28 protein-coding genes are annotated in these 24,588 nt (G+C 71.4%); 8 read left to right on the top strand and 20 right to left on the bottom strand.

The genetic code is table 11. The features are described 5' to 3' along the window. Positions 1-51 precede the first annotated feature (51 nt). On the top strand, positions 52-1,893 hold the full coding sequence (locus tag ACQEVC_RS14960; RefSeq protein WP_432877434.1) for a hypothetical protein: 1,842 nt from the start codon (positions 52-54) through the stop codon (positions 1,891-1,893). Between the two features lie 49 nt (positions 1,894-1,942). Here ACQEVC_RS14960 and ACQEVC_RS14955 read toward each other — a convergent pair whose 3' ends face one another. The 10 genes from ACQEVC_RS14955 to ACQEVC_RS14910 all read right to left on the bottom strand — a co-directional run bounded on the left by ACQEVC_RS14955 (position 1,943) and on the right by ACQEVC_RS14910 (position 10,917). Then, complete coding sequence (locus ACQEVC_RS14955; protein ID WP_432877432.1) at positions 1,943-3,289, bottom strand: NAD(P)/FAD-dependent oxidoreductase; 1,347 nt, start codon at positions 3,287-3,289, stop codon at positions 1,943-1,945. 137 nt (positions 3,290-3,426) lie between these two features. After that, the gene (locus ACQEVC_RS14950; protein ID WP_432877429.1) at positions 3,427-3,975 is read right to left on the bottom strand and encodes a hypothetical protein; all 549 of its coding nucleotides are present in this window, start codon (positions 3,973-3,975) and stop codon (positions 3,427-3,429) included. A gap of 31 nt (positions 3,976-4,006) precedes the next feature. Continuing rightward, on the bottom strand, positions 4,007-5,422 hold the full coding sequence (locus ACQEVC_RS14945) for a DUF58 domain-containing protein (protein WP_432891406.1): 1,416 nt from the start codon (positions 5,420-5,422) through the stop codon (positions 4,007-4,009). A gap of 59 nt (positions 5,423-5,481) precedes the next feature. Then, entirely contained in the window at positions 5,482-6,495 is a 1,014-nt protein-coding gene (locus tag ACQEVC_RS14940; protein WP_432877426.1) for an AAA family ATPase, read from the bottom strand. Continuing rightward, on the bottom strand, positions 6,492-7,085 hold the full coding sequence (locus ACQEVC_RS14935; RefSeq protein WP_432877423.1) for a hypothetical protein: 594 nt from the start codon (positions 7,083-7,085) through the stop codon (positions 6,492-6,494). Before ACQEVC_RS14935 ends, ACQEVC_RS14940 begins: the two co-directional genes overlap by 4 nt. Then, positions 7,082-7,888 carry a DUF4129 domain-containing protein gene (locus ACQEVC_RS14930; protein ID WP_432877420.1) on the bottom strand — a complete coding sequence of 269 codons (807 nt, stop codon included), beginning with the start codon at positions 7,886-7,888 and terminating at the stop codon, positions 7,082-7,084. Before ACQEVC_RS14930 ends, ACQEVC_RS14935 begins: the two co-directional genes overlap by 4 nt. Before the next feature lie 21 nt (positions 7,889-7,909). After that, a complete protein-coding gene (locus ACQEVC_RS14925; RefSeq protein WP_432877417.1) occupies positions 7,910-8,635 on the bottom strand; it encodes a uracil-DNA glycosylase in 726 nt (241 codons plus the stop codon). Positions 8,636-8,684: 49 nt separating this feature from the next. Beyond that, positions 8,685-9,374 carry a dienelactone hydrolase family protein gene (locus ACQEVC_RS14920; protein ID WP_432877414.1) on the bottom strand — a complete coding sequence of 230 codons (690 nt, stop codon included), beginning with the start codon at positions 9,372-9,374 and terminating at the stop codon, positions 8,685-8,687. 209 nt (positions 9,375-9,583) lie between these two features. Continuing rightward, positions 9,584-10,588 carry an HAAS signaling domain-containing protein gene (locus ACQEVC_RS14915; RefSeq protein ID WP_432877412.1) on the bottom strand — a complete coding sequence of 335 codons (1,005 nt, stop codon included), beginning with the start codon at positions 10,586-10,588 and terminating at the stop codon, positions 9,584-9,586. Continuing rightward, positions 10,585-10,917, bottom strand: coding sequence for a PadR family transcriptional regulator (locus ACQEVC_RS14910; protein WP_318394651.1), 333 nt, complete (start codon positions 10,915-10,917; stop codon positions 10,585-10,587). Before ACQEVC_RS14910 ends, ACQEVC_RS14915 begins: the two co-directional genes overlap by 4 nt. 88 nt (positions 10,918-11,005) lie before the next feature. On the opposite strand from ACQEVC_RS14910, the gene ACQEVC_RS14905 reads away from it, so the two are divergent. Then, complete coding sequence (locus tag ACQEVC_RS14905) at positions 11,006-11,437, top strand: hypothetical protein (RefSeq protein ID WP_432877409.1); 432 nt, start codon at positions 11,006-11,008, stop codon at positions 11,435-11,437. 93 nt (positions 11,438-11,530) lie between these two features. On the opposite strand, the gene ACQEVC_RS14900 is transcribed toward ACQEVC_RS14905, so the two are convergent. Next, entirely contained in the window at positions 11,531-13,063 is a 1,533-nt protein-coding gene (locus ACQEVC_RS14900) for a DHA2 family efflux MFS transporter permease subunit (RefSeq protein WP_432877407.1), read from the bottom strand. A gap of 173 nt (positions 13,064-13,236) precedes the next feature. On the opposite strand from ACQEVC_RS14900, the gene ACQEVC_RS14895 reads away from it, so the two are divergent. After that, on the top strand, positions 13,237-13,713 hold the full coding sequence (locus tag ACQEVC_RS14895) for a MarR family transcriptional regulator (RefSeq protein WP_432877404.1): 477 nt from the start codon (positions 13,237-13,239) through the stop codon (positions 13,711-13,713). 18 nt (positions 13,714-13,731) lie between these two features. Here the strand turns inward: ACQEVC_RS14895 and ACQEVC_RS14890 are convergent, their stop codons facing one another. After that, complete coding sequence (locus tag ACQEVC_RS14890) at positions 13,732-14,295, bottom strand: class I SAM-dependent methyltransferase (protein ID WP_432877401.1); 564 nt, start codon at positions 14,293-14,295, stop codon at positions 13,732-13,734. On the opposite strand from ACQEVC_RS14890, the gene ACQEVC_RS14885 reads away from it, so the two are divergent. The 3 genes from ACQEVC_RS14885 (at position 14,224) to ACQEVC_RS14875 (ending at position 16,164) form a co-directional block, all read left to right on the top strand. After that, positions 14,224-14,514 carry a DUF397 domain-containing protein gene (locus ACQEVC_RS14885; RefSeq protein ID WP_432891403.1) on the top strand — a complete coding sequence of 97 codons (291 nt, stop codon included), beginning with the start codon at positions 14,224-14,226 and terminating at the stop codon, positions 14,512-14,514. The two genes, ACQEVC_RS14890 and ACQEVC_RS14885, sit on opposite strands and share 72 nt — an antisense overlap. A 179-nt stretch (positions 14,515-14,693) precedes the next feature. Continuing rightward, positions 14,694-15,653, top strand: a complete 960-nt coding sequence (locus ACQEVC_RS14880) for an SDR family oxidoreductase (protein ID WP_432877398.1) — start codon at positions 14,694-14,696, stop codon at positions 15,651-15,653. A 124-nt stretch (positions 15,654-15,777) separates the two neighbouring features. After that, complete coding sequence (locus ACQEVC_RS14875) at positions 15,778-16,164, top strand: DUF4279 domain-containing protein (protein WP_432877395.1); 387 nt, start codon at positions 15,778-15,780, stop codon at positions 16,162-16,164. Between the two features lie 385 nt (positions 16,165-16,549). Here ACQEVC_RS14875 and ACQEVC_RS14870 read toward each other — a convergent pair whose 3' ends face one another. Beyond that, positions 16,550-17,269, bottom strand: coding sequence for a VOC family protein (locus ACQEVC_RS14870; RefSeq protein WP_432877393.1), 720 nt, complete (start codon positions 17,267-17,269; stop codon positions 16,550-16,552). A gap of 329 nt (positions 17,270-17,598) precedes the next feature. Between ACQEVC_RS14870 and ACQEVC_RS14865 the strand changes: the two genes are divergently transcribed. Further along, complete coding sequence (locus ACQEVC_RS14865; RefSeq protein WP_432877390.1) at positions 17,599-17,889, top strand: hypothetical protein; 291 nt, start codon at positions 17,599-17,601, stop codon at positions 17,887-17,889. Positions 17,890-17,902: 13 nt separating this feature from the next. Here ACQEVC_RS14865 and ACQEVC_RS14860 read toward each other — a convergent pair whose 3' ends face one another. From ACQEVC_RS14860 to ACQEVC_RS14845, 4 genes are all read right to left on the bottom strand, one after another. Further along, positions 17,903-18,280, bottom strand: coding sequence for an ISL3 family transposase (locus ACQEVC_RS14860; RefSeq protein WP_432877388.1), 378 nt, complete (start codon positions 18,278-18,280; stop codon positions 17,903-17,905). A 43-nt stretch (positions 18,281-18,323) separates the two neighbouring features. After that, complete coding sequence (locus tag ACQEVC_RS14855) at positions 18,324-18,641, bottom strand: hypothetical protein (protein ID WP_432877385.1); 318 nt, start codon at positions 18,639-18,641, stop codon at positions 18,324-18,326. Between the two features lie 558 nt (positions 18,642-19,199). Further along, entirely contained in the window at positions 19,200-20,576 is a 1,377-nt protein-coding gene (locus ACQEVC_RS14850; RefSeq protein WP_432877382.1) for a permease prefix domain 1-containing protein, read from the bottom strand. After that, entirely contained in the window at positions 20,573-20,938 is a 366-nt protein-coding gene (locus ACQEVC_RS14845; protein ID WP_432877379.1) for a PadR family transcriptional regulator, read from the bottom strand. Before ACQEVC_RS14845 ends, ACQEVC_RS14850 begins: the two co-directional genes overlap by 4 nt. Positions 20,939-21,246: 308 nt before the next feature. On the opposite strand from ACQEVC_RS14845, the gene ACQEVC_RS14840 reads away from it, so the two are divergent. After that, positions 21,247-22,362: a TRM11 family SAM-dependent methyltransferase gene (locus tag ACQEVC_RS14840; RefSeq protein ID WP_432877376.1), complete on the top strand. Its 1,116-nt coding sequence runs from the start codon at positions 21,247-21,249 to the stop codon at positions 22,360-22,362. A 96-nt stretch (positions 22,363-22,458) separates the two neighbouring features. Here the strand turns inward: ACQEVC_RS14840 and ACQEVC_RS14835 are convergent, their stop codons facing one another. The 3 genes from ACQEVC_RS14835 to ACQEVC_RS14825 all read right to left on the bottom strand — a co-directional run bounded on the left by ACQEVC_RS14835 (position 22,459) and on the right by ACQEVC_RS14825 (position 24,581). Further along, complete coding sequence (locus tag ACQEVC_RS14835; protein WP_432891401.1) at positions 22,459-23,409, bottom strand: exopolyphosphatase; 951 nt, start codon at positions 23,407-23,409, stop codon at positions 22,459-22,461. A gap of 66 nt (positions 23,410-23,475) precedes the next feature. Beyond that, entirely contained in the window at positions 23,476-24,009 is a 534-nt protein-coding gene (locus ACQEVC_RS14830; RefSeq protein ID WP_318394646.1) for an amino-acid N-acetyltransferase, read from the bottom strand. Continuing rightward, on the bottom strand, positions 24,006-24,581 hold the full coding sequence (locus ACQEVC_RS14825; RefSeq protein ID WP_432891398.1) for a DUF501 domain-containing protein: 576 nt from the start codon (positions 24,579-24,581) through the stop codon (positions 24,006-24,008). Before ACQEVC_RS14825 ends, ACQEVC_RS14830 begins: the two co-directional genes overlap by 4 nt. Positions 24,582-24,588: the final 7 nt, after the last annotated feature.

The following is a 24,588-nucleotide window of genomic DNA, read 5'->3' as shown; positions in this document are numbered from 1 at the left end:
GGAACCCCACCGGGCGCACCCCGTTCTCGGATCGGCACTAGGGTCACTGTCGTGACCAGCACTGCCCGCGCGGCGCAGGACGCCGATTCCGGCCCGGCCACGACAGACACCGTCTCCGGCCCGACCAGGTCCTCCCGGGGACGCTGGCCCGGCGCGCTGCACCGGCACGGGCCCGACCTGGCGGTGTGCCTGCTCTTCGTCGTCCTCGCCGGCTGGCTCACCGCCGGGCTGTGGCCGAGTCCGGGTGCCCGGGTGCTGGCGCTCAATCCGGAGGACCAGGCCCTCTACGAGTGGTTCCTGGCCGTCGACTCCCGGGTGCTGCACGGCGACTTCGCCCTGTTGAGCGACCGGCTCAACGCCCCCGACGGGGTGAACCTGATGGCCAACACCACGGTCATCGCCCTCGGCATGGTGTTCGCGCCGATCACGCTGGCCTTCGGGGCACCGGTCACCTTCGCGCTGCTCGCCGCCGGCAACCTGGCCGGCACCGCGATCGCCTGGTACCTGCTCTTCACCCGGCTGCTCGGCGCCCGGCGGCTCGCCGCCGGGCTCGGTGCCGGGCTCTGCGGCTTCGGGCCGGGGATCATCTCCCAGTCCAACAGCCACCTGCACATGACCGCCCAGTGGCTGGTGCCGGTGCTGATCTGGCTGGTCGTCCGGATGGTCCGGGCCGCCGACCCGCAGGCCCGGCCCGACCGGCCCGGGATCGACTGGCGGCGGGTGGTCACCTCGGCGGTCGGGCTCGCCGCCGGGGTGACGGTGCAGGTCTTCATCGGCGAGGAGACGCTCTTCCTGGCCGCCCTGACCTTGATCATCTTCACCCTGGCGTACGCCGCCGCGAACTGGTCGCTGGCCCGCCGGGTGATGCCCGGATTCCTCGCCGGGATGGGGCTGGCGGTCGCCCTGGCCGTGCCGGTGCTGGGATACCCGCTCTGGTTCCAGTTCGCCGGGCCGCAGAGCGTGCCGAACGGCATGTTCAGCCCGCACTACTTCTACGCCGACCTGGCGAGTTGGTCGGCCATCTCGCCGATGTCGATCGCCGGCTCGGCGGAGGCCGCCCAGCTCACCACCGGACCGGCCGAGTACAACACCTTCCTCGGCTGGCCGCTCCTGCTGGCCGCCGTCCTCGCCGCCGGCTGGCTGATCCGGCGACCGGTGGTGATCGCCTGCCTCGCCTCCGGCGTGGTGATGGCGGCGTTGTCGCTCGGGCCGACGATCGTGGTCAACAAGGAGCAGACCGGGATCACCGGGCCCTACTCGCTGCTGCTGGGGCTGCCGGTGGTGGACGGCGCGCTGCCGATGCGGTTCGCCCTGGCGCTGCTTCCGCTGATCGCCACGGTGCTGGTACTCGCGGTCGACCGGGGGCTCGCCGCAGCGGAGGGGCCGGTACGGGTCATGGTGCCGCTGGCCGCGGTCATCGCGCTGCTGCCGATCTTCCCGGCCCAGATCCCGACCGCCGCCCGACCGCCGCTGCCACAGTTCATCGCCGACGGACACTGGCGCGACTGTGTCGAGCCGAACGGCGTACTGGTGCCGGTGCCGCTGCCCACCCCGCAGGAACCCTGGCCGATGCGCTGGGCGGCCGCCGCCGACGCGTCGTTCGCGCTGCCCGAGGGCTTCTTCATCGGCCCGTACGCGGCCGGCGGCCAGGCCTCGATGGGCACCTACAAGCAGCCGACCTCGCAACTGCTCACCGACGTGTCGAAGAACGGCAGCGTGCCGGTGATCAACCAGGAGCAGCGTGACCAGGCCCGCCGGGACATCGAGTTCTGGGGCGCCTCCTGCGTCGTACTCGCCGACGACGCCCCGTACGTGGCGAGCCTGCGGACCACCCTGGAGTCGCTGCTCGGCCCCGGCACCCGGGTCGCCGACGCCTGGACCTGGCGGGTCTGAGCGCTCTCCGGTGCCCGGCCCGGTCGCCGGACCGGGCACCGTGGCCGGATCAGACCGGGCGACGGTCGCCGGGCCGGCTGCCCGCCGCCGTGCTCGCCTCGACGAACTCCTCCCGGGGGTCGTGCAACTGGCCCAGCGCGACCACCTCGCGGCGGAGGACGAAGGCGAGGGTCCAGTCCACGACCACCCGCACCTTGCGGTTCAGCGACGGGATCCGGCTCATGTGGTACGTCCGGTGCATGAACCAGGCCGGCAGCCCCTTGAGCTTGATCCCGTAGACCTGGGCAACGCCCTTGTGCAGGCCGAGGCTGGCCACGCTGCCGGCGTGCTTGTGCTTGTACTCCACCGGCTGCCGCCCCCGGATCACCGCCCGGATGTTGTCGGCCATCCGGGCCGCCTGCCGCACCGCGTGCTGGGCGCTGGGCGAGCAGTACGCCCCGGGCGGGCCGGTCAGGTCCGGCACCGCCGCACAGTCACCGGCGCTCCATGCCCCCTCGACGACCCGGTCGCCGTCGACCACCTGGAGGGTCGGCAGGCAGGTGACCCGGCCCCGCTCGTCCCGGGGCAGGTCGGTCTGGGCCAGCATCGGCGACGGCTTCACCCCGGCCGTCCAGACGATGGTGTCGGCCCGGAAGCTGTCCCCGTCGGAGAGCCGCACCAGACCGTCCACACAGGACTCCAACCGGGTCTCCAGCCGGATGTCCATCTTCCGCTTCAGCAACTGCGCGACCGTGTACGCGCCCATGTCCCGATCGACCTCGGGCAGCACCCGCAGGGTCGCCTCGACCAGTACCCAGCGCATGTCGTCGGGCTTCAGCTCCGGGTAGTACTTCAGGGCGTCCCGGGCCATGTCCTCCATCTCGGCCAGCGCCTCGATGCCGGCGTAGCCGCCGCCGACGAAGACGAAGGTCAGCGCCGAGCGCCGGGTGTCCGGGTCGGTGGTGGCGGCGGCCACGTCCAACCGGTCCAGCACGTGGTTGCGCAGGAAGATCGCCTCACCGATGGTCTTGAACCCGATGCCCTGCTCGGCCAGCCCGGGGATGGGCAGGGTACGGGAAACGGAGCCGGGCGCCACCACGATGTGGTCGTACTGGATCTCCCGGGCCGGGCCGATGATCGGCTGCACGGTGGCGGTCTTCCGGTCGTGCTCGACCCGGGTGACCGTGCCGGAGACGATGGTGCAGCGGCGCAGCTCGCGCCGGAGCGGCACCACGGAGTGCCGGGGCGAGATGTTGCCGGCTGCCGCCTCGGGCAGGAAGGGCTGGTACGTCATGTGGGGCTGCGGGTCGACGACGATGACCTCGGCCTCCCACGACCGGAGCTTCTTCGACAGGCGCAGGGCCGCGTACAGGCCGACATGACCGGCGCCCACCACAAGGATCCGCTGCGGATTCACGCCTCCATCTTTCCCCCACCCGGCTCCGGATGCTGGCCAGATGCCCCTTCTGTGATTGACGACGCCAAGTGAGCCCCGTTACCCCGGTTTGCGCCGATCTTGCCTGCGGGGCCGGCAGACCGCCGGAAACCCGACCGCTACCCGCGGCGGAACAGCCAGCCGAGCAGCGCTGCGGCGCAGACGGCCAGGGCGAGCCCGCCGAGCAGCGCGGCGACGAAACTCCGATCGCCCAACTGCCCGTCCATCGCCAGCAGCGGCACCGAGAGCACCGCCGAGGCGAGCCCGACCCCCAGGGCCCGGGTGACCCACCGGGCCAGCACCTCGGGGGCGACCACCGCGTCGTACGACAGCAGGGCGGCGAGCGCCGCCAGGGTGTGGGTCAGGTACAGGAAGGTGGCCAGGGCGAGCAGCCGCCACAGCTCCACCCGCTGGTCGTACCAGCCGGTGGCCACCACCCAGGCACCGGCCGCGGCCAGCAGCACCAGGGTGGGCCAGTTCCGCCGGGGCGCGACCGCGGGGGCCAGCGCCGCCACCACCAGCAGGCCGAGCAGGCGCGGGTCGGACGGCCTGGCCGGGTACGCCAGCAGCAGCGCGAGCAGCGCGCAGCCGAAGACACCGACCCGGACCAGCAGCGGCACCAGGGTGATCCGGCCGATCGCGGCGTAGAGCTGTCTGATCCGGCTCACCACGGCGGCTCTCCGTTCGACACGCCGACGCTCACCGCAGCGCCGGCCGGGGTGCGGAGGCGAGCCGGGCGACGTCCCGGAGCACCAGGTCGAGGCTGCCGGCCCCGGCCCAGGTGACCACCGGCACACCGTGCTCGCGGAGCTGCCCGATCGTGGTGTCCCGGTCCAGCCGCCAGAGCCGGTGCGCCACCTCGGTCCACTGCCCCCGCTTCGACGGCACCGCCGACGGTGGCAGGGTGTCCACCGCCACCACGAACCGGCCGGACCGGGCCAACCGGGCCAGCATCGCCGCCGACCGGGCGTCCACCAGCGGGGTGAGTACCACCACCAGAGCGTTGGAGGAGAGCAGTTGCGGGCCGAAGACCTGGTCGTACGGCTCGTGCGGGGACTGTTCGACCCGGACGTCGAGCAACCACTCCAGCAGGGTCAGGTATTGTCGCCGCCCGGTCGCCGGGCGGAGGCGACGGGCCGACGGGCCGTATTCCAGCAGTGACACCCGGTCGCCCCGGTGCAGGTAGTGCTCGGCGATCGCGGCGGCGGCCCGGACGCAGGTGTCCAGCACCGACGCGCTGCCCCGGATCCCGCCGGACCGGCCCGCCTCGGCCAGCACGTCGAGCAGCAGGACCACCTCGGCGTCCCGGTCGGAGAGCATCGCCGCCACGTGCAGTTGCCGGGCCCGCAGCGAGACCCGCCAGTCGATCCGGCGCAGCCGGTCACCCGGCCCGAAGATGCGTACCCCGGCCAGCTCGCCGCCCTCGCCCGGACGCCGGGACCGGTGCCCGCCGACCAGGCCGGCGGCCCTGGGCATCGCCTCGTCCGCGTCGAACGGCTCGGTGACCGGATAGACCGGCACCGGGCGGGCGTCGCTGAGCACCGTCTGGCTGGCCAGCAGTCCGTCGCAGGCGATCGCCCGCACCGCCGCCGGACCGAGCGAGTGCCGGCCCCAGCGCAGCGTCCCGCCGTGCAGCTCCAGGTCGGCGATGGTGCCGGCCGGCACGCCGAAGCCGTAGGGGCGGTCGGTGGCGTCCCGGCGGCCGGCCGGGGCCGGACCGTCGGAGCCGTCCGCCGGAGCGGAGCCGTCCGCCCCGGCACCGCCGGGTGCGAACCGGACCTCGTCGATCCGCAGCCAGGACGAGACCACGGTACGGACCAACACCAGGTCGTAGCCGACGTCGTCGCGGTTGCCGACGCTGATCCCGGCGACCAGCGCGCCCCCCTCGACCAGGTTGGTGTCGTCGGCCCCGATCCCGATCTCCGGCAGCCGCGCCGGTCGGCGGCGCAGCGCGTACGCGGTGCCGAGCGCGAACGGGGCGGCCAGCACCACCAGGTCGATCCGGCCGAGCAGCGCACCGGCCACCAGGAAGAGCCCGGTGAGCAGCACCGCCCGGCCGAGCGCCCGGGTGGAGACCCAGTCCGGCACCGAGGCGTCCCCGGACGACGCCGTCAGGGCAGGGGCGGCCGCCCGCTGCCCGGGTACGGCGGGTCGCAGGGTCGGTCCGGTGGAACTCACGTCGCGCGCGTCCCGGCCGGCCCGGCGGCGTAGCTGGGCAGCGCACCGCTGGCCGGCGCGGGCGTGGTCTCCAGCACCTCGTTGACCACGAACGACGGGTCGACCCGGCGCAGCCACATCTCCGGCCGCAGGGTGATCCGGTGCGCGAGCACCGGAACCGCCACCGCCTTGACGTCCTCCGGGATCACGTAGTCGCGGCCGGCGAACGCGGCGATCGCCCGGGCCAGCAGCAGCAGCCCGAGCGAGCCACGCGGCGAGGCGCCGACCAGTACCGAGGCATGTTCCCGGGTGGCGGCGGTCAGCGCCACGATGTAGCGGCCGATCGAGTCCTCCACCACCACGTTCTCCAGGGCGGCCTGCATCGCCCGGAGCACCCCGGCGTCCACCACCGGTTTCAGCTCCGCCTCCTCCTGGCGGCGGGCCATCCGGCGGCGGAGCACGTCCCACTCCTCCTCGGCGCCCGGATAGCCGAACGAGACCCGGAGCAGGAACCGGTCGAGCTGCGCCTCCGGCAGCGGATAGGTGCCCTCGTACTCGATCGGGTTGGCGGTGGCGATCACGTGGAACGGCGGGTCCAGCCGGTAGGTGACGCCCTCGACCGAGACCTGCTTCTCCTGCATCGCCTCCAGCAGCGCCGCCTGGGTCTTCGGCGGCGTACGGTTGATCTCGTCGGCGAGCAGCAGGTTGGTGAAGACCGGCCCGGCCCGGAAGCTGAAGTCGGCGGTGCGCTGGTCGTAGAGGAAGGAACCGGTGACGTCGGCGGGGAGCAGGTCGGGGGTGAACTGCAACCGCCGGAAGTCGAGCCCGAGCGCCTGGGCGAAGGAGCGGGCGGTCAGCGTCTTGCCGAGCCCCGGCAGGTCCTCCAGCAGCACGTGCCCGCCGGCCAGGATGCCGGCGAGCACCAGCTCCAGGGCGTCCCGCTTGCCCACCACCACCGTGCCGACCTGGTCCAGCACGGCCTGCGCCAGCCGACCCACGTCGAAGGTGCTGACCTGGTCCGCGTCTGTCATAGCTTCTCCAATTGGGCGACGATCGCCGCGAGGTCGCGCGGCGCCGGAGTGCGCTTGGGAGGCGTGTCGAGAAAGTTCCACAGTGGTTCGCCGAGCAGTGCCCGGGCCCGGGCCGGATCGGTGGCCCGCGTGACGCCGTGCCGCTGCCGGAGCAACTCGTCGACGAGTTCGCACAGCACCGGCAGCACCGCCCGGGAGAACCGCTCCGGCTCCCCGTGCGACCAGGTGAGTTTGGTCTCCCAGCGGTTGACCGAGCTGCCCAGGGCGTCCCCGACGGTCCAGTTGTAGCTGCCGTCCTCCTCGCCGTGGCCGGCGGGGCGGCGGAGCCGCACCGGCACCGGTGGTGGCGGGGCGAGGGTCCGGGTGAGCCGGCGCAGCAGCAGCAGGGCGAGGAAGCCGGCGAAGACGGCGGCGACGGAGACGCCGACCCCGACCATGCGCAGCCCGAGTACGACCGCCGCGGTGAGCCCGGCCGCGGCCAGTACGATCCGCAGCCAGCCGCGTACGCCGCCGCGCCGGCGGGTGGTCGTCGGCTGCTGCTCCTCCTCGTCCTGGAGCAGATCGAAGATGCTGGTGCTGGACCCGCTCACCGCTGCCCGCCTCCGGCCGCCGAGGGCTCGGCGTCCCCGCCCAGCCGGTCGACCCGGGTGGTGAGTTCGGTGCGCAGCCGGCGCAGCGCGGCCACGGCCTGGGCCCGCATCCGCTCGTCGACGGTGTGCGTGGCGTACCGGGCCTCCCGGTAGACGTCGGCGAACGCGGCCAGCACGTCGGCGCTGACCGGCCGGCCGGCGCCGAGCAGCCGGGTCACCAGGTCGGTCGGGGTGTCCCCGGGCCGGCGTTCGACACCGGCCGCGGCGGCGGCCTGTTCCAGGCGTACCCAGCAGGCGATCACCGCCTTGCGCGGGTCGGCGTCGGTGTCGGAGAGGTCGACCAACCCGGCGTCGAGCGCGGCGACGACCTCCTCCGCCGTCTGCTCGGCGGAGCGGAGCTTCCGGGCACCGGGGCGGGCCAGCCCCCGGCGGCGGCGCAGCAGGTCCCGGGCCAGCGCCCAGAGCAGCGCGACCAGCACCGCCACCACCACGGCGCCGCAGAGCACGGTGCCGACCAGTGGGACCCAGTCGGGCAGGTAGTTGCCGGGCTGGCCCGGCGCGGGGGTGTCGGTCGGCTGGTCCAGCCCGGAGGGCGGAGCCTGCTGCTCGAACGTCGGCACGATGTCGGCCGGCGGCTCGACCCGGGCGAATCCGATCGACGAGTGCGCGGCGGCGAGCGCGGCCAGCGCCAGCAGCCCGGCGACCGCCGCCAGCGGCCAGAGCGTCCGGAACAGGCCGGCGGTGAGGCTGGACCGGGGCGGGTGCGGTGCCGGGCGGGCACGGCCGGAGTGCCCGTCGGTCATCGCACCGCCTCCCTGAGCCGTCTAGCCGTCCTCGTCCAGCCCGGCCAGGTGCCGGGCCCGGGCGAACACCTCGTCCAGCATTGTCGGTGTGAGCCGCCCGGTAAAGGTGTTCTGCTGGCTGACGTGGTAACAGCCGAGCACCTGCGGGACGGCCTCGTCTCCGGACCAGTGTGCCCCATGCCCGAACCCGGGTCGCGGGGTGGGCGGTCGCACACCGTACACCTGGCGGAGCAGCGGCCACCACGCCGCCCAGGCGAACGCGCCCAGCGTGACCACGACGCGCAGGGTGGGTCTGATCAGGTCGATCTCCCGGTGCAGCCAGGGGGCGCAGGTGTCCCGCTCCGCCGGGCTGGGCTTGTTGTCCGGCGGGGCGCAGCGGACGGCGGCGGCGATCCGGGTGTGTCGCAGTGCGAGTCCGTCGTCGGCGGCGACGCTGGTCGGCTGGTTGGCCAGGCCGGCCCGGTGCAGCGCGGCGAAGAGCACGTCGCCGGAGCGGTCACCGGTGAAGATCCGCCCGGTCCGGTTGCCGCCGTGCGCGGCCGGGGCCAGCCCGAGGATGGCGATCCGGGCGTCGGGGTCGCCGAAGCCGGGGACCGGGCGGCCCCAGTATTCCTGGTCACGGAAGGCGGCCCGGCGGACGGCGGCGACCTCCTCCCGCCAGGCGACCAGCCGGGGGCAGGCGAAGCAGTCGGCGACGGCGCCGTCCAACTCGGCCAGGTCGCCCGCCCGTGTTGCGCGGGCGAGCACGTCCCCGGGGGTACGCGACCGCCGGTCCCCACGGGCGGGTCGGTGCGGTTCAGCCAAGTCGGGCCCGGAAGAGTTCCAGGGTACGGGCCCAGGCACTGGCCGCCGCCCGCTGGTCGAAGACCTCCGGCCGGTCGTCGTTGAAGAACGCGTGCCGGGTGCCGGGGTAGTCGTGGGTGGTGCAGTCGCCGCCGGCCGCCTCGATCGCCTGCCGGGCCGCCTTGACCCCGTCCGCCGCCGAGGTGCCGTCCTCCTCCGAGCAGTGGATCACGGCGGCCTTGCCGGCGTAGTCGGACCACTCGGGACGCATCCGCTCCCAGGGCAGTACCGGATAGAAGCCCACGGTCGCGACGATCCGGTCGGAGAGGGTCGCCGACCAGAGCGCGAGGCTGCCCCCGGCGCAGAAGCCGACGCAGCCGACCTTGTCGCCGCCGACCTCGGGCCGCTCCGCGAGATAGTCGGCGGCACCGGCGATGTCCCGGGCGGCCTGGTCCATGGCCAGGCCCAGCAGCAGCTTGCCGGCCTGGTCGGGCTCGGTGGTGGAGGCGCCGTGGTAGAGGTCGGGGGCGAGCGCCACGAAGCCGGCCTCGGCGAACCGGTCGGCGACCGACGTGATGTGCGGCACCAGTCCCCACCACTCCTGGATGACGATGACGGCCGGACCGGTCGCGCCGCCGGCCGGCAGCGCCAGGTAGCCCTCGCTGGTCCCCCCGTTACTCGGGTAACTCACCATCTCGCCCATCGGTGGCCCTCCTGTCGGTCAGTCATCGTTGGCTGGTCGCACAGTTCTACCCACCCAAAGTCCGGTGGTCCGGGTTCTGCGTGCCGGGTGTTCGGGTAGCCTGCCACGCCCGACGGGGGGACGGAAGCCAACAGCGACGTGGCGTACACCTCCTGTTGCACAGGTGTACGCCACGTCGTCGACCGCCCCCGGGGGAGCGGGTGTGCGGTCTAGTTCGTCGGGGTAGGAGTCGGGCTCTGCCCGCCGCCCGGCGTGCCGGTCGGGGTGGCCGGCGGCGCGGTGCCGCTCGGGGTGGCCGACGGTTCGGCCGGAGCGGTCGGCTCGGGAGCCGGCGGTGACGTCGGTCCGAACCGGAACGGCGCACCCTGCGGGCAGTACGGGTACGGCTGGCGGGTCAGATCGGTGAACGCATCGTCGAGCGAGGGCGCCCGCTGCGCCTCCGCGCACCACGGGTGGCCCAACCGGATCGGCTGGCCGTTCTGGTCGAAGAGTCGTACGCCCTCCAGCAGCCGCCCCTGGCTGTCGTAGACGTAGACGTCCTGCACTCCGGAGTACTGGTCGGTGTAGACCTGCTCGTACTGCACCGGGCTGCCGCCGCCGGCCCGGCTGTCGAGTTCGACGAAGCCGGCCAGGCCGAAGAGGACCAGCAGCGCCGCGCCCAGGTTGAGGACGAGCCTCGGGCGCCGGCCCATCCGGTCGGTACGCCGGCCGAGCCAGATCGACCCGGTGATGGTGACGGCGAGCAGCAGCAGCGCGGCCAGGCCGCTGCCGCCGAGCCGGGGCAGCAGCCCGAACGAGGTTCCGGCCAGCAGCACGGTGATCAGCATCGCGGCGAGGTAGCCGCGCAGGATCCACCAGGCGGGGCGGAGCAGCCGGAGGAAGTCGCTGAGCCGGGTGTAGCCGACGACGGGGCCGAGCCGGTTGTCGGCGGCGCGGATCCGCTCCCGGCCCTTGCGGACCGCCGCGCCGATCCGCTGGTCGAGGTTGACGGCACCGGCCGGCGGAGTGACTCCGGCGGCGGTACGCAGCTCCATCGCGTACGCCTGCGGCGGGCCGAGCCGCTCGTACAGCGACCCCTCCGCCTCGGCGGCCACCTCGGCCAGGTGCTCGGGCAGGTCTTCGAGCAGTTCGTCGCGGACCGGCGGCGGCAGGTCGGCCAGCGCCTCGCGGACCTGCCCGACGTACCGGGCGATCTCCTGCTCCGTCACGGTCATGCCGCCATCCCCTTGTCGTCGAGCAGCCTGTCCATGGTGGTGGCGAAGGAACGCCAGACCTTGCCGGACCGGAGGAGTTGGTCCCGCCCCGCCGGGTTGAGCGCGTAGTACTTCCGATGGGGGCCCGACTCGCTGGGCACCACGTAGGTGGTGAGCAGACCGGCCTGGAAGAGCCGGCGCAGCGTGCCGTAGACGGAGGCGTCGCCGATCTCTTCGAGGCCGGCGGCGCGGAGCCGGCGCATGATGTCGTAGCCGTAGCCGTCCTCGTCCTTCAGCACGGCCAGGACCGCGAGATCCAGCACGCCTTTGAGCAACTGGGTCGTGTCCACGTCGGCGATACTACTATTCAATGCGTAGTACCGTCAACGCGGCAGTAGCGTTGCGGGCGGCGTGGCGCACGGGCGCTACGGTGTCGCCGTGCCCGCCGAGACCGACGTACTGCGCCGCCTCACCGCCGCCACCGGGGTGTACCGGGGCCGGGGCGACGGCCCGGAGAGCGGACCGTTCGTGGCGCGGATGGTGGTGAGCGCCGCCCTCGACGGACGTGCCGCCATTCTCGACTACGAGGCGACCACCGACAGCGACGGCCTGCGGCACGTCGAGCACAGCGTGCTGGTCCTCGGTGGCGGCGGACGACTCGAACTGCACGTCGCCAGCCTCGAACTGCCCGGCATGGTCTGCTTCACCCAGCGCTCCCCCGGGCACTTCACCGCCTACGAGGGGCCGCTGGTGGCCCGGATCGTGCTGAGCACACCGCGCCCCGGGGCGATCAGCTACGCCTGGTGGTGGTCGCGGGACGAGCGTGAGCCGCGCGAGCAGTCCCGGGCCGACCTGTTCCGCACCGGCTGAGCCGCCAACCGTCGCCGCCCTCCCGCCAAGATGGCGGAAGGGCGGCGACGGACATGGGGTCGTGTTCCGGTGCCCCGAACTGCGGGGACCGGCTCAGTGCATGGCGACCGGGACCGGCATCTCGGCCCGCTCCGGCGTGGCGGGCTCGATCCGCTTGCGCGGCAGCAGCAGCGCCGGGACGACACAGAGGACGATCAGCACCAGCGCGATGACGTAGGTCTGACCGAAGGCGTCGGCCAGTGACGCCTGCCCCTGCACGAGTACCTCCGGCGGCACCTGCTCGCGCGGCACCTGCCCCCGGGTGACCGCGCTGTACGCGGTGGCCGCCTGGCTCTCCAGCACCTGGTTGGTGAGGATCACGGACATCACGGCGGTGCCGATCGAGCCGGCGGTCTGCTGGACGATGTTCATCATCGTGGAGCCCCGGGCGACCTGCTGGTGGGTGAGGCTGGCCATCGCCGCCGACATCATCGGCATCATGGTCATGCCCATCCCCATGCCCATCACGAACAGGCCCCCGAGGAGCAGCCCGTACGAGCTGTCGGCGGTGATCTGGGTGAACGGGGAGAGCCCCAGGGCGATCAGCACGATCCCGCCGAGCACCAGCTTGCCGGGGCCGATCCGGTCGGTCAGCCGGCCGGCGATCGGCATCGTGAGCATCGCGCCGATGCCCTGCGGGGCCAGCAGCAGGCCGGCGTCGAGGGTGCCCTCGCCGCGTACCTGGAGGAAGTAGCTGGGCAGCAGCAGCATCGCGCCCATGAACGCCACGGTGAACAGCGTCATCGTGACGACCGAGATGGTGAGGTTGCGGTTCCGGAACAGCTTGAGGTCGATCAGCGGGTGGTCCTTGCGCAGGGCGTGGAACACGAACGCGAGGATCAGCACCAGGCCGACGATCGCCGGGAACAGCACCTTGGCGGCGGCCACGGTGCCGGCCTCCGGGATCGAGGAGACGCCGAAGAGGAAGAGCGCGAGCCCCGGCGAGAGCAGCAGCATGCCGACGAAGTCGAACGACTCGGAGGGGTGCGGCTCGTCCTTGGGCAGCACCCGCAGCGCCAGGACGAAGGCGACGATGCCGACCGGCACGTTGATCAGGAAGATCCAGTGCCAGGAGGCCGCCTCGATCAGCCAGCCGCCGAGGATCGGGCCGCCGATCGGGCCGAGCAGCATGGGTACGCCGAGCACCGCCATCACCCGGCCGACCCGGTGCGGACCGGCGGCGCGGGTCATGATCGTCATGCCGAGCGGCATCAGCATGCCGCCGCCGAGCCCCTGGAGCGCCCGGAAGAAGATCAGTGGGCCGATGTCCCAGGCCACGCTGCACAGCGCCGAACCACCGAGGAACAGCACCAGGGACAGCAGATAGAGGCGCTTGGTGCCGAACCGGTCGGCGGCCCACCCGGTGATCGGGATCACCGTGGCCAGCGCCAGGGTGTAGGCCGTCATCGTCCAGGCGACGGTGGCGTAGCTGGCGTCGAACTCGCTCTGGAAGGTCGGCAGCGCGACGCTGACGACCGTGACGTCGAGGATGGACATGATGGCGCCGAGCACCACCACGCCGGCGACTCTGAGGACGCCGGGATCGAGCTTGTCGCTCTCGGCGTCAGGTTGGACGGCCACGGACATGCGGCTCGCTCCTTCTCCCCGTGGATATAAAGTTAGGCCGACACTAACAGTTCGCTCGCAGCGAAGTATTCTGGGTCCTGGCGCGTCCCTGATAGCCTCCGCTGACCGCGCGGAGGCGTGGCCGCCGCGTCGCGGCCGACCCTTGCCGCCGTCCCCGTGTGCTGGAGGAACCGATGAGTGGCCGTGACGATCTCATCGCCCAGATCATGGAGACGCAACGAGAGATGCAGCACCATTTCGCCAACGACCCGGCGAATCCGCTGTTCACGCTCCACCTGACGTTGCCGCAGCTCAAGACGCTTCTGCTACTTTCCGCCCACGGCAGCATCGCCGGCCAGGAACTCAGCACGGCGATGGGTGTGAGCCTGGCCACCATGACCGGGATGGTGGACCGGCTGGTCGCCCAGGGCCTGGTCACCCGCCGCGAGGACCCGCACGACCGCCGGGTACGCCGGATCGAGCTGAGCGAGCCCGGGCGCGACCTGGTCGACCGGTTCGCGACGGCCGGCACGGAGAAGATGCGTCGGATCCTCGACCGGCTCACCGACGACGAGTTGCGTACGGTCGCGCAGTGCAGCGCGCTGCTGGTCAACGCCGTCGCCCAGGACCCCGAGCCGCCACCGGGATGTGTCGCCGGCTTCGCGGGCTGACCCGCACCGCCCGGTGGCCTACCGCCGCTCCGGCCCCGCCAGGCGCCCGGAGACACAGAGCAGGGACGTGGAACCCGTGGTCGCCGACGTGACCGCGGTGGCGGCGAACCCGTGCTTCGCCAGCGACACCGGCAGCCGCTTGACCAGCTCCGCCACCCGGGTCGCCTCCGGCGGCTCGTAGCACAGATAGAGCCCGCCAGCCGGGCGCAGCAGCCGTTTGAGCAGGGTGAGTTCGGCGGCCGGTGACCGTGTCCAGAACAGGTTGACGTTGACGGCGAAGATCTTGTCGAACCGCTCACCGTCCAGATCGGACTGCTCCAGCACGCCGAACTCCTCCAGCGCGCCGAGCCGGACGACCGCACGCCCCGCCGAAATGTGGTCGCGGTTGCGCCGCTCCGCCTGCCGGATCGCCGCCGCCGAGCGGTCGATCGCGACGATCCGCCCGTCGACCAGCCGGTCACAGACCAGCGACACCGCGATCCCGTTGCCGCAGCCGATCTCCAACAGCCGATCGTCCGGTGCCACCCTCAGCAGGTCGACCGCCCACCGCAGCCGCTCCGGCACCGCCGCCGCCCGCACCATCAACGGACTGTACGTCGCCGCCAGCCGCCCGCACCGAACTGGCGGAAGAGCACCCGCAGCGGAGCCGAAGGCTCATGCGTCGAGGTAGCCGCCAACGTGCCCGGCCAGGTATTGGTGCGGGACACCAAAAAGTCGCGACGGTGGCACCCTGACGTTCCGTCCCGCCACGTGGCAGTGTTTCCTCGCCGAGGTGCCCCGGCAGCGTTGATCGCCCAGTAACCGCCGCCGGAAACACTTCGTCCCCGCGAGACTGTCGAGCTGCCCCGCTTGTGCACCCAGGCTCGCGGCCATCCGGCGCCCCGTCCGTGCACCCAGCTCGACAGTCTGCGCGGCGGGATGGTCCCGGCTCCGCCGGGCGGGTCTCCCGTGGACGCCGGATCAGCCTCGATACTGGTCCAATGCCGCACCGCACGCCCGACATCGACGTACCGGATCTGACCGGCAAGCTCGCGGTGGTCACCGGGGCCAACAGCGGAATCGGGTTCGGCGTCAGCCACCGGCTCGCCCGGGCCGGCGCCGACGTGATCCTCGCGGTACGCGACGAGGCCAAGGGCAACCGGGCCATCACCGAGATCCGCGACGAGGTGCCCGGTGCGAAGCTCAGCCTCCAGCACCTGGACCTGACGTCGCTGGCCAGTGTCGCCGCGTTCGGCACGGCCCTGACAGAGCGGGGTCGGCCGGTCGACATCCTGGTCAACAACGCCGGGATCATGGCGCCGCGCCGCCGGGCGCTCACCGAGGACGGGTACGAACTCCAGTTCGCCACCAACTATCTCGGGCACTTCGCGCTGACCGGTCACCTGCTTCCGCTGTTGCGCGCCGCCGGTGCTCCCCGGGTGGTGTCGATCAGCAGCATGCTGAGCCGCGTCGGGCGGTTCGACTTCGACAACCTCCAGGGTGAGCGCCACTACCAGCCGGTGCGTGCGTACGGGCTCTCCAAGCTCGCGATGCTGGCCTTTGCCCGGGAACTCCAGCGGCGCAGCACGCTCGGCGGGTGGGGGATCCGCAGCAACGCCGCCCATCCGGGCGCGACGATCACCAACCTCCAGGTGACCGGGCCGACCCATGGCGGGCGCTCGCTGCGGCTCAACCGGATCCGGAACCGGCTGCTCTACCTCGTACCGTGGGTGTGGCAGGAGATCCCGGGCGGCGCGCTGCCCGCCGTCTACGCCGCGACCAGCCCGGCGGCCGAGGAGGCCGGCTACTACGGCCCGGACGGCGTCGGCGAACTCAACGGTGGACCGGCGCCGGCCAAGATCCCCGCCCGGGCCCTGGACGAGACGGCCGCATCCCGGCTCTGGGAGGTGTCGGAGCGGCTCAGCGGCGTGACCTACCCGGATCCCCGACCGGCCGGTTGAGTCGGACCGGCGAGCCGTCCGCGGGAGCTGCGCGCTCAGGCCGATGAATGGACGTCGCAAACCGGTGTTCTGGAACCGGAAACCGTTTGCGAGCAGGCGCACATGGGCTGCAATGTGGGGACTCGTGGCCGATGCTGAGACCTACGTGACGCTCCGGATCACCAGGCCGGGGGTGTCTGCGGCTGACGTGACGGCGAGGTTGGGCATCCATCCCACTCACGCGCACGAGGCAGGAGATCCGAGACCCTGTGGCGCTCCTTGGCGCCATGCAATGTGGTCGCTCTCGACCGAGTCCGCGGGAAGCCGGCTTTTGGGCGAGCATCTGGGCGTCCTACTGGACCGCATCGAACCGAAACGGGTCGTTTTGCACGAGATGGCCGCTGATGGATTTGACATGGACTGGTTCTGCTTCGTGTCCGTCGAGGGCAACGGGGGCATTTTGCTCAAAGTTGACCTTCTACGACGCTTGGCCGCGTTTCCCATCGAACTGAACTTGGACATCTACGGCTAGGCGCATAGTGCCGTGACCGCATAGGTTCGCCGGGTTGCCGGTTGGGACGGGTGGCCCGGTGCCGCACGCCTCCAGCACCTGCACCAGGCCGGCCGGACCCGCATAACGGTCCGCGAAGAGGAATTTCGCGGGTCCGGCCGACCTCTTCTGGCTCAACGCGAAAGGCACATGGGTGTCCAGCGGCGGGCTCTGCGCCCAGCTGCACGGCGCAGTAGAACAGGTCGTTGGCGAGGTGCTCGGCGGTCTCCCAGCAGTCCCACTCCAGCGAACCGGCCTTACCGCCCCACCCCTCCGGGGGTGCGTCCCGAAGGATGCCCACGGCGAGCCGCACGGCAAGGTCGACGTCGTCCGCGGTGACGGGAGACAAGACTGATTTGGTTCGAACTCATCGCAGCGCCGCTGCGAGGTCGGCAGCGATCTCGAAGGTCGGTGCCGCCCTTCCGGTCTCGTCTGGGTTCAGCGCGATGTGCTCGATGCGGGCCAGCATCTCCGTTGCGGTTTCCCGGTCATGGAGCGTCATCGCCAGTTCTGCGCGGTACACCAGAACCTCTACATGTGTGACGGGGTCATCGTCGGCCTGCGGGCGAGCCAACGCGCTGTCGAGGATGCGGACTGCCTGGCCGACGTCACCCTTGGAGTCGGCTAGCACGATGGCGTTCGCCAGCGCTTTGGCGAGTCGTCCGGCGGGTGCGGGTGCTGGCGTGGGCATCGTGGCGGCGTTCTGGAAGACGCGGACCCAGTTGCCGCCCGGGTCGATGACGCTGAATCCGCCCAGCCCGTCGGCGTTCTTTCGAGCCCTGGGTCGGGTCATCCGCGGCATTCCGGACACCAGGACTTTGCCGTATGCGGCCCGCATGCCGGCGGCGAAAGCCCGGTGCAGTTCCGCGATGTCCGAGGTGAGCACGATACAGGAGCCGTAGGACTGCTCTGGCTCGAACCCGGCAATCTCGAAGAATTGCAGGTGCAGGTCTTCACGTTGCAGTGCCACGCAGGGGTTGGGTTTGCGCTGCTTATACGTGGTGCTGAAGCCGAGAACCCCGTAGAAGGTTTCGATGTCGTCAATCGACGCGCAGGGCAGCAGGGGAACGGTCACCTCGTTGGTCATGGCTCTTTCCTAGGCGTCGCGGGCGGTCCGTCGCACATGGAAATAGCCGATCATCGCCTGGTCCCATCCGATCGGCCGATGCGACCGCAGTCGGCGTGCAGCTTGGCCAGGGGCGCGTAGGCTTCCGCAGCTCGTCACCTTGCGTAAGCGGATTTTCCTTCGGCGACAGGCGCGGCCAGCCGACCCGGACGATGGCACCGAAACTCACGAACATCGAAAGTGATGAGATCTCGCTGGCACCCGAACTCAGCGACATCTGGCGCCGGAACTCGGTTCTGGCGCGAACACCGTGATTGATCTTGTGTCGGCGATGCCGCTAACGTGTGGTCATGATCGATCTTCAGGTGCGGGAAGAGTCTGGCCGGATCGTGGCGAGTTCACGGGGCTTCGAGTGGACCCAGGACCTGATTGATCTCGATCCCGCGGTGTTCCCGATGCTCGCCGGGCTCTGCGCCTACCTCGACACCGTCTTCAACCAGCGCCAGATTCCTTTGCTGCTAGCGGAGTTGGAGCGACTCCCGGCCGGCTTGATTCCCGAACCGGCTCGTGGAGAGATTGGCCGGTTCGCGACTGCAGTTGAACAAGGCCAGCATCTATACCTGTGGTTCTGTGGCGACTGATCAAGGCATTCGGTCACGACGCGAGCAGGATCCGCTTGCGGAGAAGATCGAAGCCGGCGCGGCCGTACCTCTGCCGTTTGATCATCTTGATCCGGTTGACGTTGCCTTCGACCGGTCCGGAGCTGAAGGGCAGGCTCAACCCGGCGGTGACTGCGGCTAGGTCGGCGGTCAGGCCGGTGGCGAAGCGACTGATGCCGGGCAACGCGGCCTGCTCGGCCGCGGTGATCCACGTGGTAAGACGTTCGCCGTTCAGATGGGTCATCATGTCGGCGAAAGAGCGGACCAGTTCGACAGCGGATCGCAGCTCTGGGCAGCGGTCCAGAATCTGCCGGAGTTGCCCGGTGTCGCGGTCAACGAGGTTGTCCGGGTGCCGGCAGATCCATCCCGTCACCTGCCGCACCGACCGCGGGCGGGGTGTAGTCGTCAATTCGGGTTTACTGCGGTACTGCTCGACGAACTTGCGGACGATCGGGTAACTGCCGGTGAAGACTTGAGCGGTGATCTCGCGATACTAGGGTGCTGACTTTGACACGGCCTTCGCCGATGCGGCGCAGCAGATGGGGCTTGAACGGGTCGACCAGGCTCGGTCGTGGCTTCTGTCCGACCACCAACTCCTGCCAGGTGGCGGCGTGGGCATATTCCGATACCGTGCGGTGCGACCAGCCGAGATGACGGGCGATCCGCCGGAATCCGGCACCTTGCGCCAGCAACTTGTGGACCAGGGCGTGGTGGGCGCGGCGGCGTTCGGCCATCGCCCCGGTCGGCTCGGCGGCTACCGCCTCGGCGGACTCGCCGGGGGGCCGTGTCGATCGGTCCGTCGAGGCAGCATTTGTGCCGCGCGACGGTCTGCTCCACACGGCTGTAACGACAACTTCGGCGCCCGACCGCACCTCCTCGATCTTGATACCGGCCAGGTGCGGAAGGAGTTGCTCGACGACATCGCACAGCCGGACAACGACTCATCGCCTGACGTCCATCACACAATTTGCGCCAGAGCCCGGAGCTCGCGAGCAACCAGCAACCCCTTGGCCGGGTCGGCGGTTCTGGCACGGTCAGAGCAATAGACGTCCGGATCTACCGCAGAGTGGGCAACAGCCGGCTGTGCACGGATCACAGAGCGTGGCGGCGTACGGCTGGCGCGCAGCGTCCGATCATGCCGAGTTGAGTGCAATCGATCATGTCAGCGATGACGGTACCGCGCTCCCGGAGCACTACTGGCCGGATGTGCGTGCTTGGCACGCGAGCGTTACGACAGACCTGCCACACCGCCGGGCGGGCGACATTGGTGTCATTTGGGGGGACCTTCTCGGTTAGACGTAGCTGAACAAGGGAGGAAAGACGAGGACCACGATCCAGGCCCACGCGGCGTACACCGGAAGGTAGCCGGTCTGCCAACGTTCGAGCGCCGCGAACGGCGTGCGCCGGCGGATGAAGGTCAGCAGGAGCCACGCCGACCACGCGAGGTTGACCAGCAGGATGACGTTCTCGCCGAGCGCGGCCGCCCTGTTGGGCGTACTGCCGTATTCGTCGGTGATGCGCCCGGTGATCTCCATCAGCACCAGCACGTCGATGGCCAACGCACTGACCACGAGCGCGAGCTGGAGTTTGTCGAACGGGCCGGGCGGGGCCAGCGGATCGCGGGCCGAGAGCGAGTAGAGCAGCAACCCCAGCACCACGACCAGCAGGAGGTCGAACAGGATCAGCGCTTCGCGCTCGACGTCGATGCCGTGGCTGGTCCAGACGACGGCGACGAGGAAGGCGAGGAGGGCGGCCGTGAAGAGCGGGGTGAACAACCGCGTGAGGACGGGCGCGATGTTCTCGACGACACTCTGCTTGGCCTCTACGAGCCACCCGGCCACGACGACTGCGGCCGTGGCGCCGCAGGGAAGGAGCCAATGCGAGATGAACTCCTCCGGGACGATTCCGATGGCCTTGAAGGTGTTGAACAGGAAGGCGGAGAGTACGCCGCCGCCGAGGGCCATGAGTACGAAGTAGATGAACCACTCGCCGGTGAAGCGGATGAAGTCCATGCGTCGACGGGAGGAGTGCCAGTCGTCGGCGACATAGGCCAGACCGACCACGAGCCACAGGGCGATGGGAAGGTGGATGCTGGTGACGACCAGGGACTGCGACTTGTCCGCCAGGGGGTAGGCATTGGCCGCCACGGCGCCGAGAGCGAACAGCGCCATCAGTATCGCGATCACTGACCGTCGGGCTTTCCGGCGCCAGGCCAGAAACGCCGCCAGCCAGGGCAACGCGAACAGGGTGAAGTTCCGCGCGTAGAACGAGCTGTCGTCCTCAAAGGTCAGCCCGAACAGTGCCGGCACCTTGACGGACGCCACCGCGCCCGCCGCGCAGCCGACCATGACCCACAGGTCCCGCCCGGAGCGCGTGCCGGCGACCGGGCTGCCGGGATCGGCGGTCAGCACCAGCTGTTTCCACAGCCGTTCCGAATGCTCCCGGGCGAACTCGCGGGAGAGTTCGTCGAGGCTGCCCATCCGTTTGACCGCGACCAGGAACGCCTCATCCGGGCTCAGGCCTGCTGCGACGAGCTCGTCAACGGAGCCGCGGAGGTGGTCTTCGAGCTCGTCGGCGTCGAACGGTTGCAGCTCCCTTCGGCGAAGCACGTACCGGCGCCACTGCTCGAACTGCGCTTCCAACTCCTCATGCCCATCCTGCGCCGTCATGCGCCGCTCTCCAACGGGTCCACCGTCAGCGGCACACGGTCACGCCAGATCTCCTTGAGCGCGTCTACGACGGTGTCCCACTGCCGGCGCTGCTCGGCCAGCTCAGCCAGGCCCTTGTCGGTGATGCGGTAGTACTTGCGCTTTCGCTCGCCGGTGACCGTCTGCCAGCTCGACTCCACATAACCGAGGCGCTCAAGCCGGTGCAACAACGGGTACAGCAGCCCCTCGGTCCAGTCCAGCTCGCCCCCGGACAGCTCGTTGATCCGCCTGAGGATGGCGTAGCCGTAGCTCTCGCCCTCGGTCAGGATGCCGAGCACCATCGGTGTCGCCGAGGCGGCCACCAAATCCTTAGCGACCTTCACGAGACCTCACCCAGCCCCCAACCCTAGAAGTACGATGCATAATACTGGTAGGTATTCCCTGACGCAACGGCCGGTTACCTGCCCCTGCCAGCGGCGTGCCGCCCGGCCGGTTGCTACGCTCCGGCCCATGAGTTTCTTCTACCTCGTCTGACGCGACCGCTGGCGGGTTGCGGATAACCCCTCGCCAGCGATGCGGGGCGGCAGCGCGTCGCCCCGAGTCGCGACGTGGGAGAAGATCGGATGATCTTTCGGTTGCCGGCGCGTACCCGCGCCGGGGCCACACCGCGTCCTGGCACCGTCGTCACGTCGTGACGGCCGCGCGCCTGGTGGCGCGGACGGTGCGGGGCATCGAGCCGGTGGTGGCCGACGAGATAACAACACTGGGAGTGGGCCGGGTCAGTGCGGTCGCACACCGCGAGGTGTGGTTCGACTGCCTCGATCCCGGTCCCGAGGTACTGGAGCTACGCTGCGCCGACGACGTCTTCCTGGTCGGCGCGGTGGTGTACGGGATCGGCCGGAGCCGGGCCGATTGCCGGATACTGGGCAAGGCCGCGACGGCGTTGCCGCTGCGGGAGTTGCTGGCCGGGTGGCGCCGGTGCCGTGCCGACCGCCGACCGCCGGGGATGGACAGGTCGGCACCGTTGTCCGGGATGGACGCGCCGGCACCGTTCTCCGGGATCGACGTCTCCGCGTCGTTCCTGGGGCGGCGCAACTTCACCCGGTTCGATCTGGAGGACGCGGTCGGCGAGCCGATCGCCGCCGCGCTCGGGTTGCCGTACCACAGCCGGCGGGATGGGGTCGCGCCACCGCCGGGTGGACTGTCCTGGCGGGTCACCCTCGTCGACGACCGGGCCCTGGTGGCGCTGCGGATCGCCGACCGGCCGCTGCACCGCCGCGCGTACCGTCGGATGTCCCGGCCGGGCAGCCTGCACCCGCCGGTCGCCGCCGCGCTGGTCCGGCTCGCCGGGCCGCGCGACGGCGACCTGCTCCTCGACCCCTGCTGCGGCGCCGGGACGGTACCGGTCGAAGCCACCCGCTCGGGTCGAGAACTGTCGGTGGTGGGCAGTGACATCGACCGGGCCGTCGTCGCGATCGCCGCCGGCAACGGCGGGGACGCGCCGATCGGCTGGGTGGTGGCGGATGCCGGCCGGATCCCGCTGCCGGACGGCGCCGTCGACCTGGTGGTCACCAACCCGCCGTGGGACCGGCAGGTGCCGTTCGCCGGCACCCTGGCCCGGCGGCAGCGGCGGTTCTGGACGGAACTGCGCCGGGTGTTGCGCCCGGCCGGACGGGCGGTGCTGCTGGCCTCCGATGTGGACGGCCAGTCGCCCGACGCGGGGCGGGCCGGGCTGACCGTGCGGGAGCGGCACCCGATCAGTCTCTCCGGCACCCACCCGGAAATCGTCATCCTGCGGGCCCGGTAGTACGGCTGCCGGTGCGGGGTCCCGGGCGGAGGCGGCCGACGCCGAGCCCCGGGACCCCACCGGGCCCCGCCGGGAATGCCGACAGCCGAACCGCTGCTACGCCGGCAGCAGGCTGTAGGCGATGCCGTCGAGGATGTCCCGCTCGCTGGCGATCACCGAGCTCATCCCGGCCCGCTCCATGACGATTCTGAGCACCAGCGCACCGGCCCCGATCACGTCGGCCCGGCCGGGGTGCATCACCGGGATGGTCAGCCGCTCCGCCGACGACCGGGCCAGCAGGTCGCTGGTCACCTTCAGCACGTCGGCGTACGGGATGCGGGCGTGGTGGATCCGGTCGGGGCGGTACTCCGGCAGGCCCAACGCGATCCCGGCGACCGTGGTCACCGAGCCGGCCAGCCCGATCAGGGTGGCCGCTTCCCGTCCCGGCACCACCGACAGCGCCCGGTCCACCACCGCCGTGATGTCGGCCTCGGCCGCCGCCAACTGCTCCGGCGTCGGCGGGTCGCCGTGCAGGTGCCGTTCGGTCATCCGGACGCAGCCGATGTCCACCGACACCGCCGCGTCCACCGCCGCCGCGCCGCCACCGGCCGGTCGGCCACCGACCACGAACTCGGTGGAGCCGCCGCCGATGTCGACCACCAGGTACGGCGCCCGGACGTCGTCGCCCAGCCCGCGTACGGCACCGGTGAAGGAGAGCCGGGCCTCCTCCTCGCCGGTCACCACCTCCGGCTCGACGCCGAGCGTGTCCACCACCATGGCGCGGAACTCGCCCGCGTTGGAGGCGTCCCGGGAGGCGGAGGTGGCGCACATGCGTACCCGGGACACGCCGAGTGACTCGATCGAGGTGGCGTAGCCGACCAGCGCCTGCCGGGTCCGTTCCAGCGCCTCCGGTGCCAGCCGCCCGGTCCGGTCGAGGTCCTGGCCCAGCCGGACGATCTCCATCCGCCGGACCACCTCGGCCAGCTCGGCCCCCGGCCCGGCGGACGCGTCCGGCAGGTCGGCCACGAGCAGCCGGATCGAGTTCGTGCCGCAGTCGATCGCGGCCACCCGGTTCGTCACGATCTTCACCCTACGTCGTCGGAGTCGCGGCTACACCCGTCCGAGCCGGAGTCGTCAGAGTCTGAGCAGCATCCGGACATTGCCGAGGGTGTTCGGCTTGACCCGTTCCAGGCCGAGGAACTCGGCGACGCCCTCGTCGTACGAGCGGAGCAGTTGCTCGAAGACCGCCTGCGGCACCGGCGCCCCGTCGATCTCGACGAAACCGAAGGCGGCGAAGAACCGGGTCTCGAAGGTGAGCACGAAGACCCGGGCGACGCCCAGCTCGCGGGCGGTGGTCAGCAGCTCCGCCACGATCCGCTGGCCGATCTTGCGGCCCCGGTGTGCCGGGTGCACCGCCACCGTCCGGATCTCGGCCAGGTCCTCCCACATCACGTGCAGGGCACCGCAGCCGACCACCGTACCGTCGGCCGGATCCACCGCGACCCAGAACTCCTGGACGTCCTCGTAGAGCGTGACCGTGGCCTTGCTGAGCAGCCGCCGTTCCGGACTGTAGGTGTCGATCAGGTCCCGGATCCCGCGTACGTCGGCGGTCCGGGCCCGCCGGATGACCAGCTCGGCCGGGACCGTCGCCGGCTCGCCGCCGGTCATCCGGTCGGCTCCGCCGACCGGGCCGAGGGCACCGGCTCGACGCACGGACCGTCGGCCCACCACTGTTCGAGCAGTTCCAGCACCTCGTCGCCGAACGGGTTGACGCCGGGGCCGGCGGCCAGCGCGTGCCCGAGATGCACGTGCAGACACTTCACCCGGCCCGGCATGCCGCCGGCCGAGATCCCGTCGATCTCCGGCACGGTGCCGATCGCCTCCCGGCGGGACAGGTAGTCCCGGTGCGCCGCCAGATAGCGCTCGGCCAGCTCCGGGTCGGTGCCCAGCCGCTCCTGCATCTCGCGCATCAGCCCGGCGGACTCCAGCCGGCTGCACCCGGCCACCGCGCGCGGGCAGGTCAGGTAGAAGAGGGTGGGGAAGGGTGTGCCGTCGGCGAGCCGGGGGGTGGTCTCCACCACGTCGGGCTGGCCGCACGGGCAGCGGTGCGCCACCGCGCGGGTGCCGCGCGGGGTCCGGCCGAGCTGGGCGGCGACCGCCGCCAGGTCCGCGTCGGTGGCCGGCTCCCGCACCGGTGCCGGCACGCCGGCCGCCGCCGGCTCCGCGCCGGGACGACCCACTCCACCG

The organism is Plantactinospora sp. CA-294935, from assembly GCF_050936445.1.
GTDB lineage: Bacteria > Actinomycetota > Actinomycetes > Mycobacteriales > Micromonosporaceae > Plantactinospora.
This window is presented reverse-complemented; position numbering and strand designations above follow the sequence as displayed.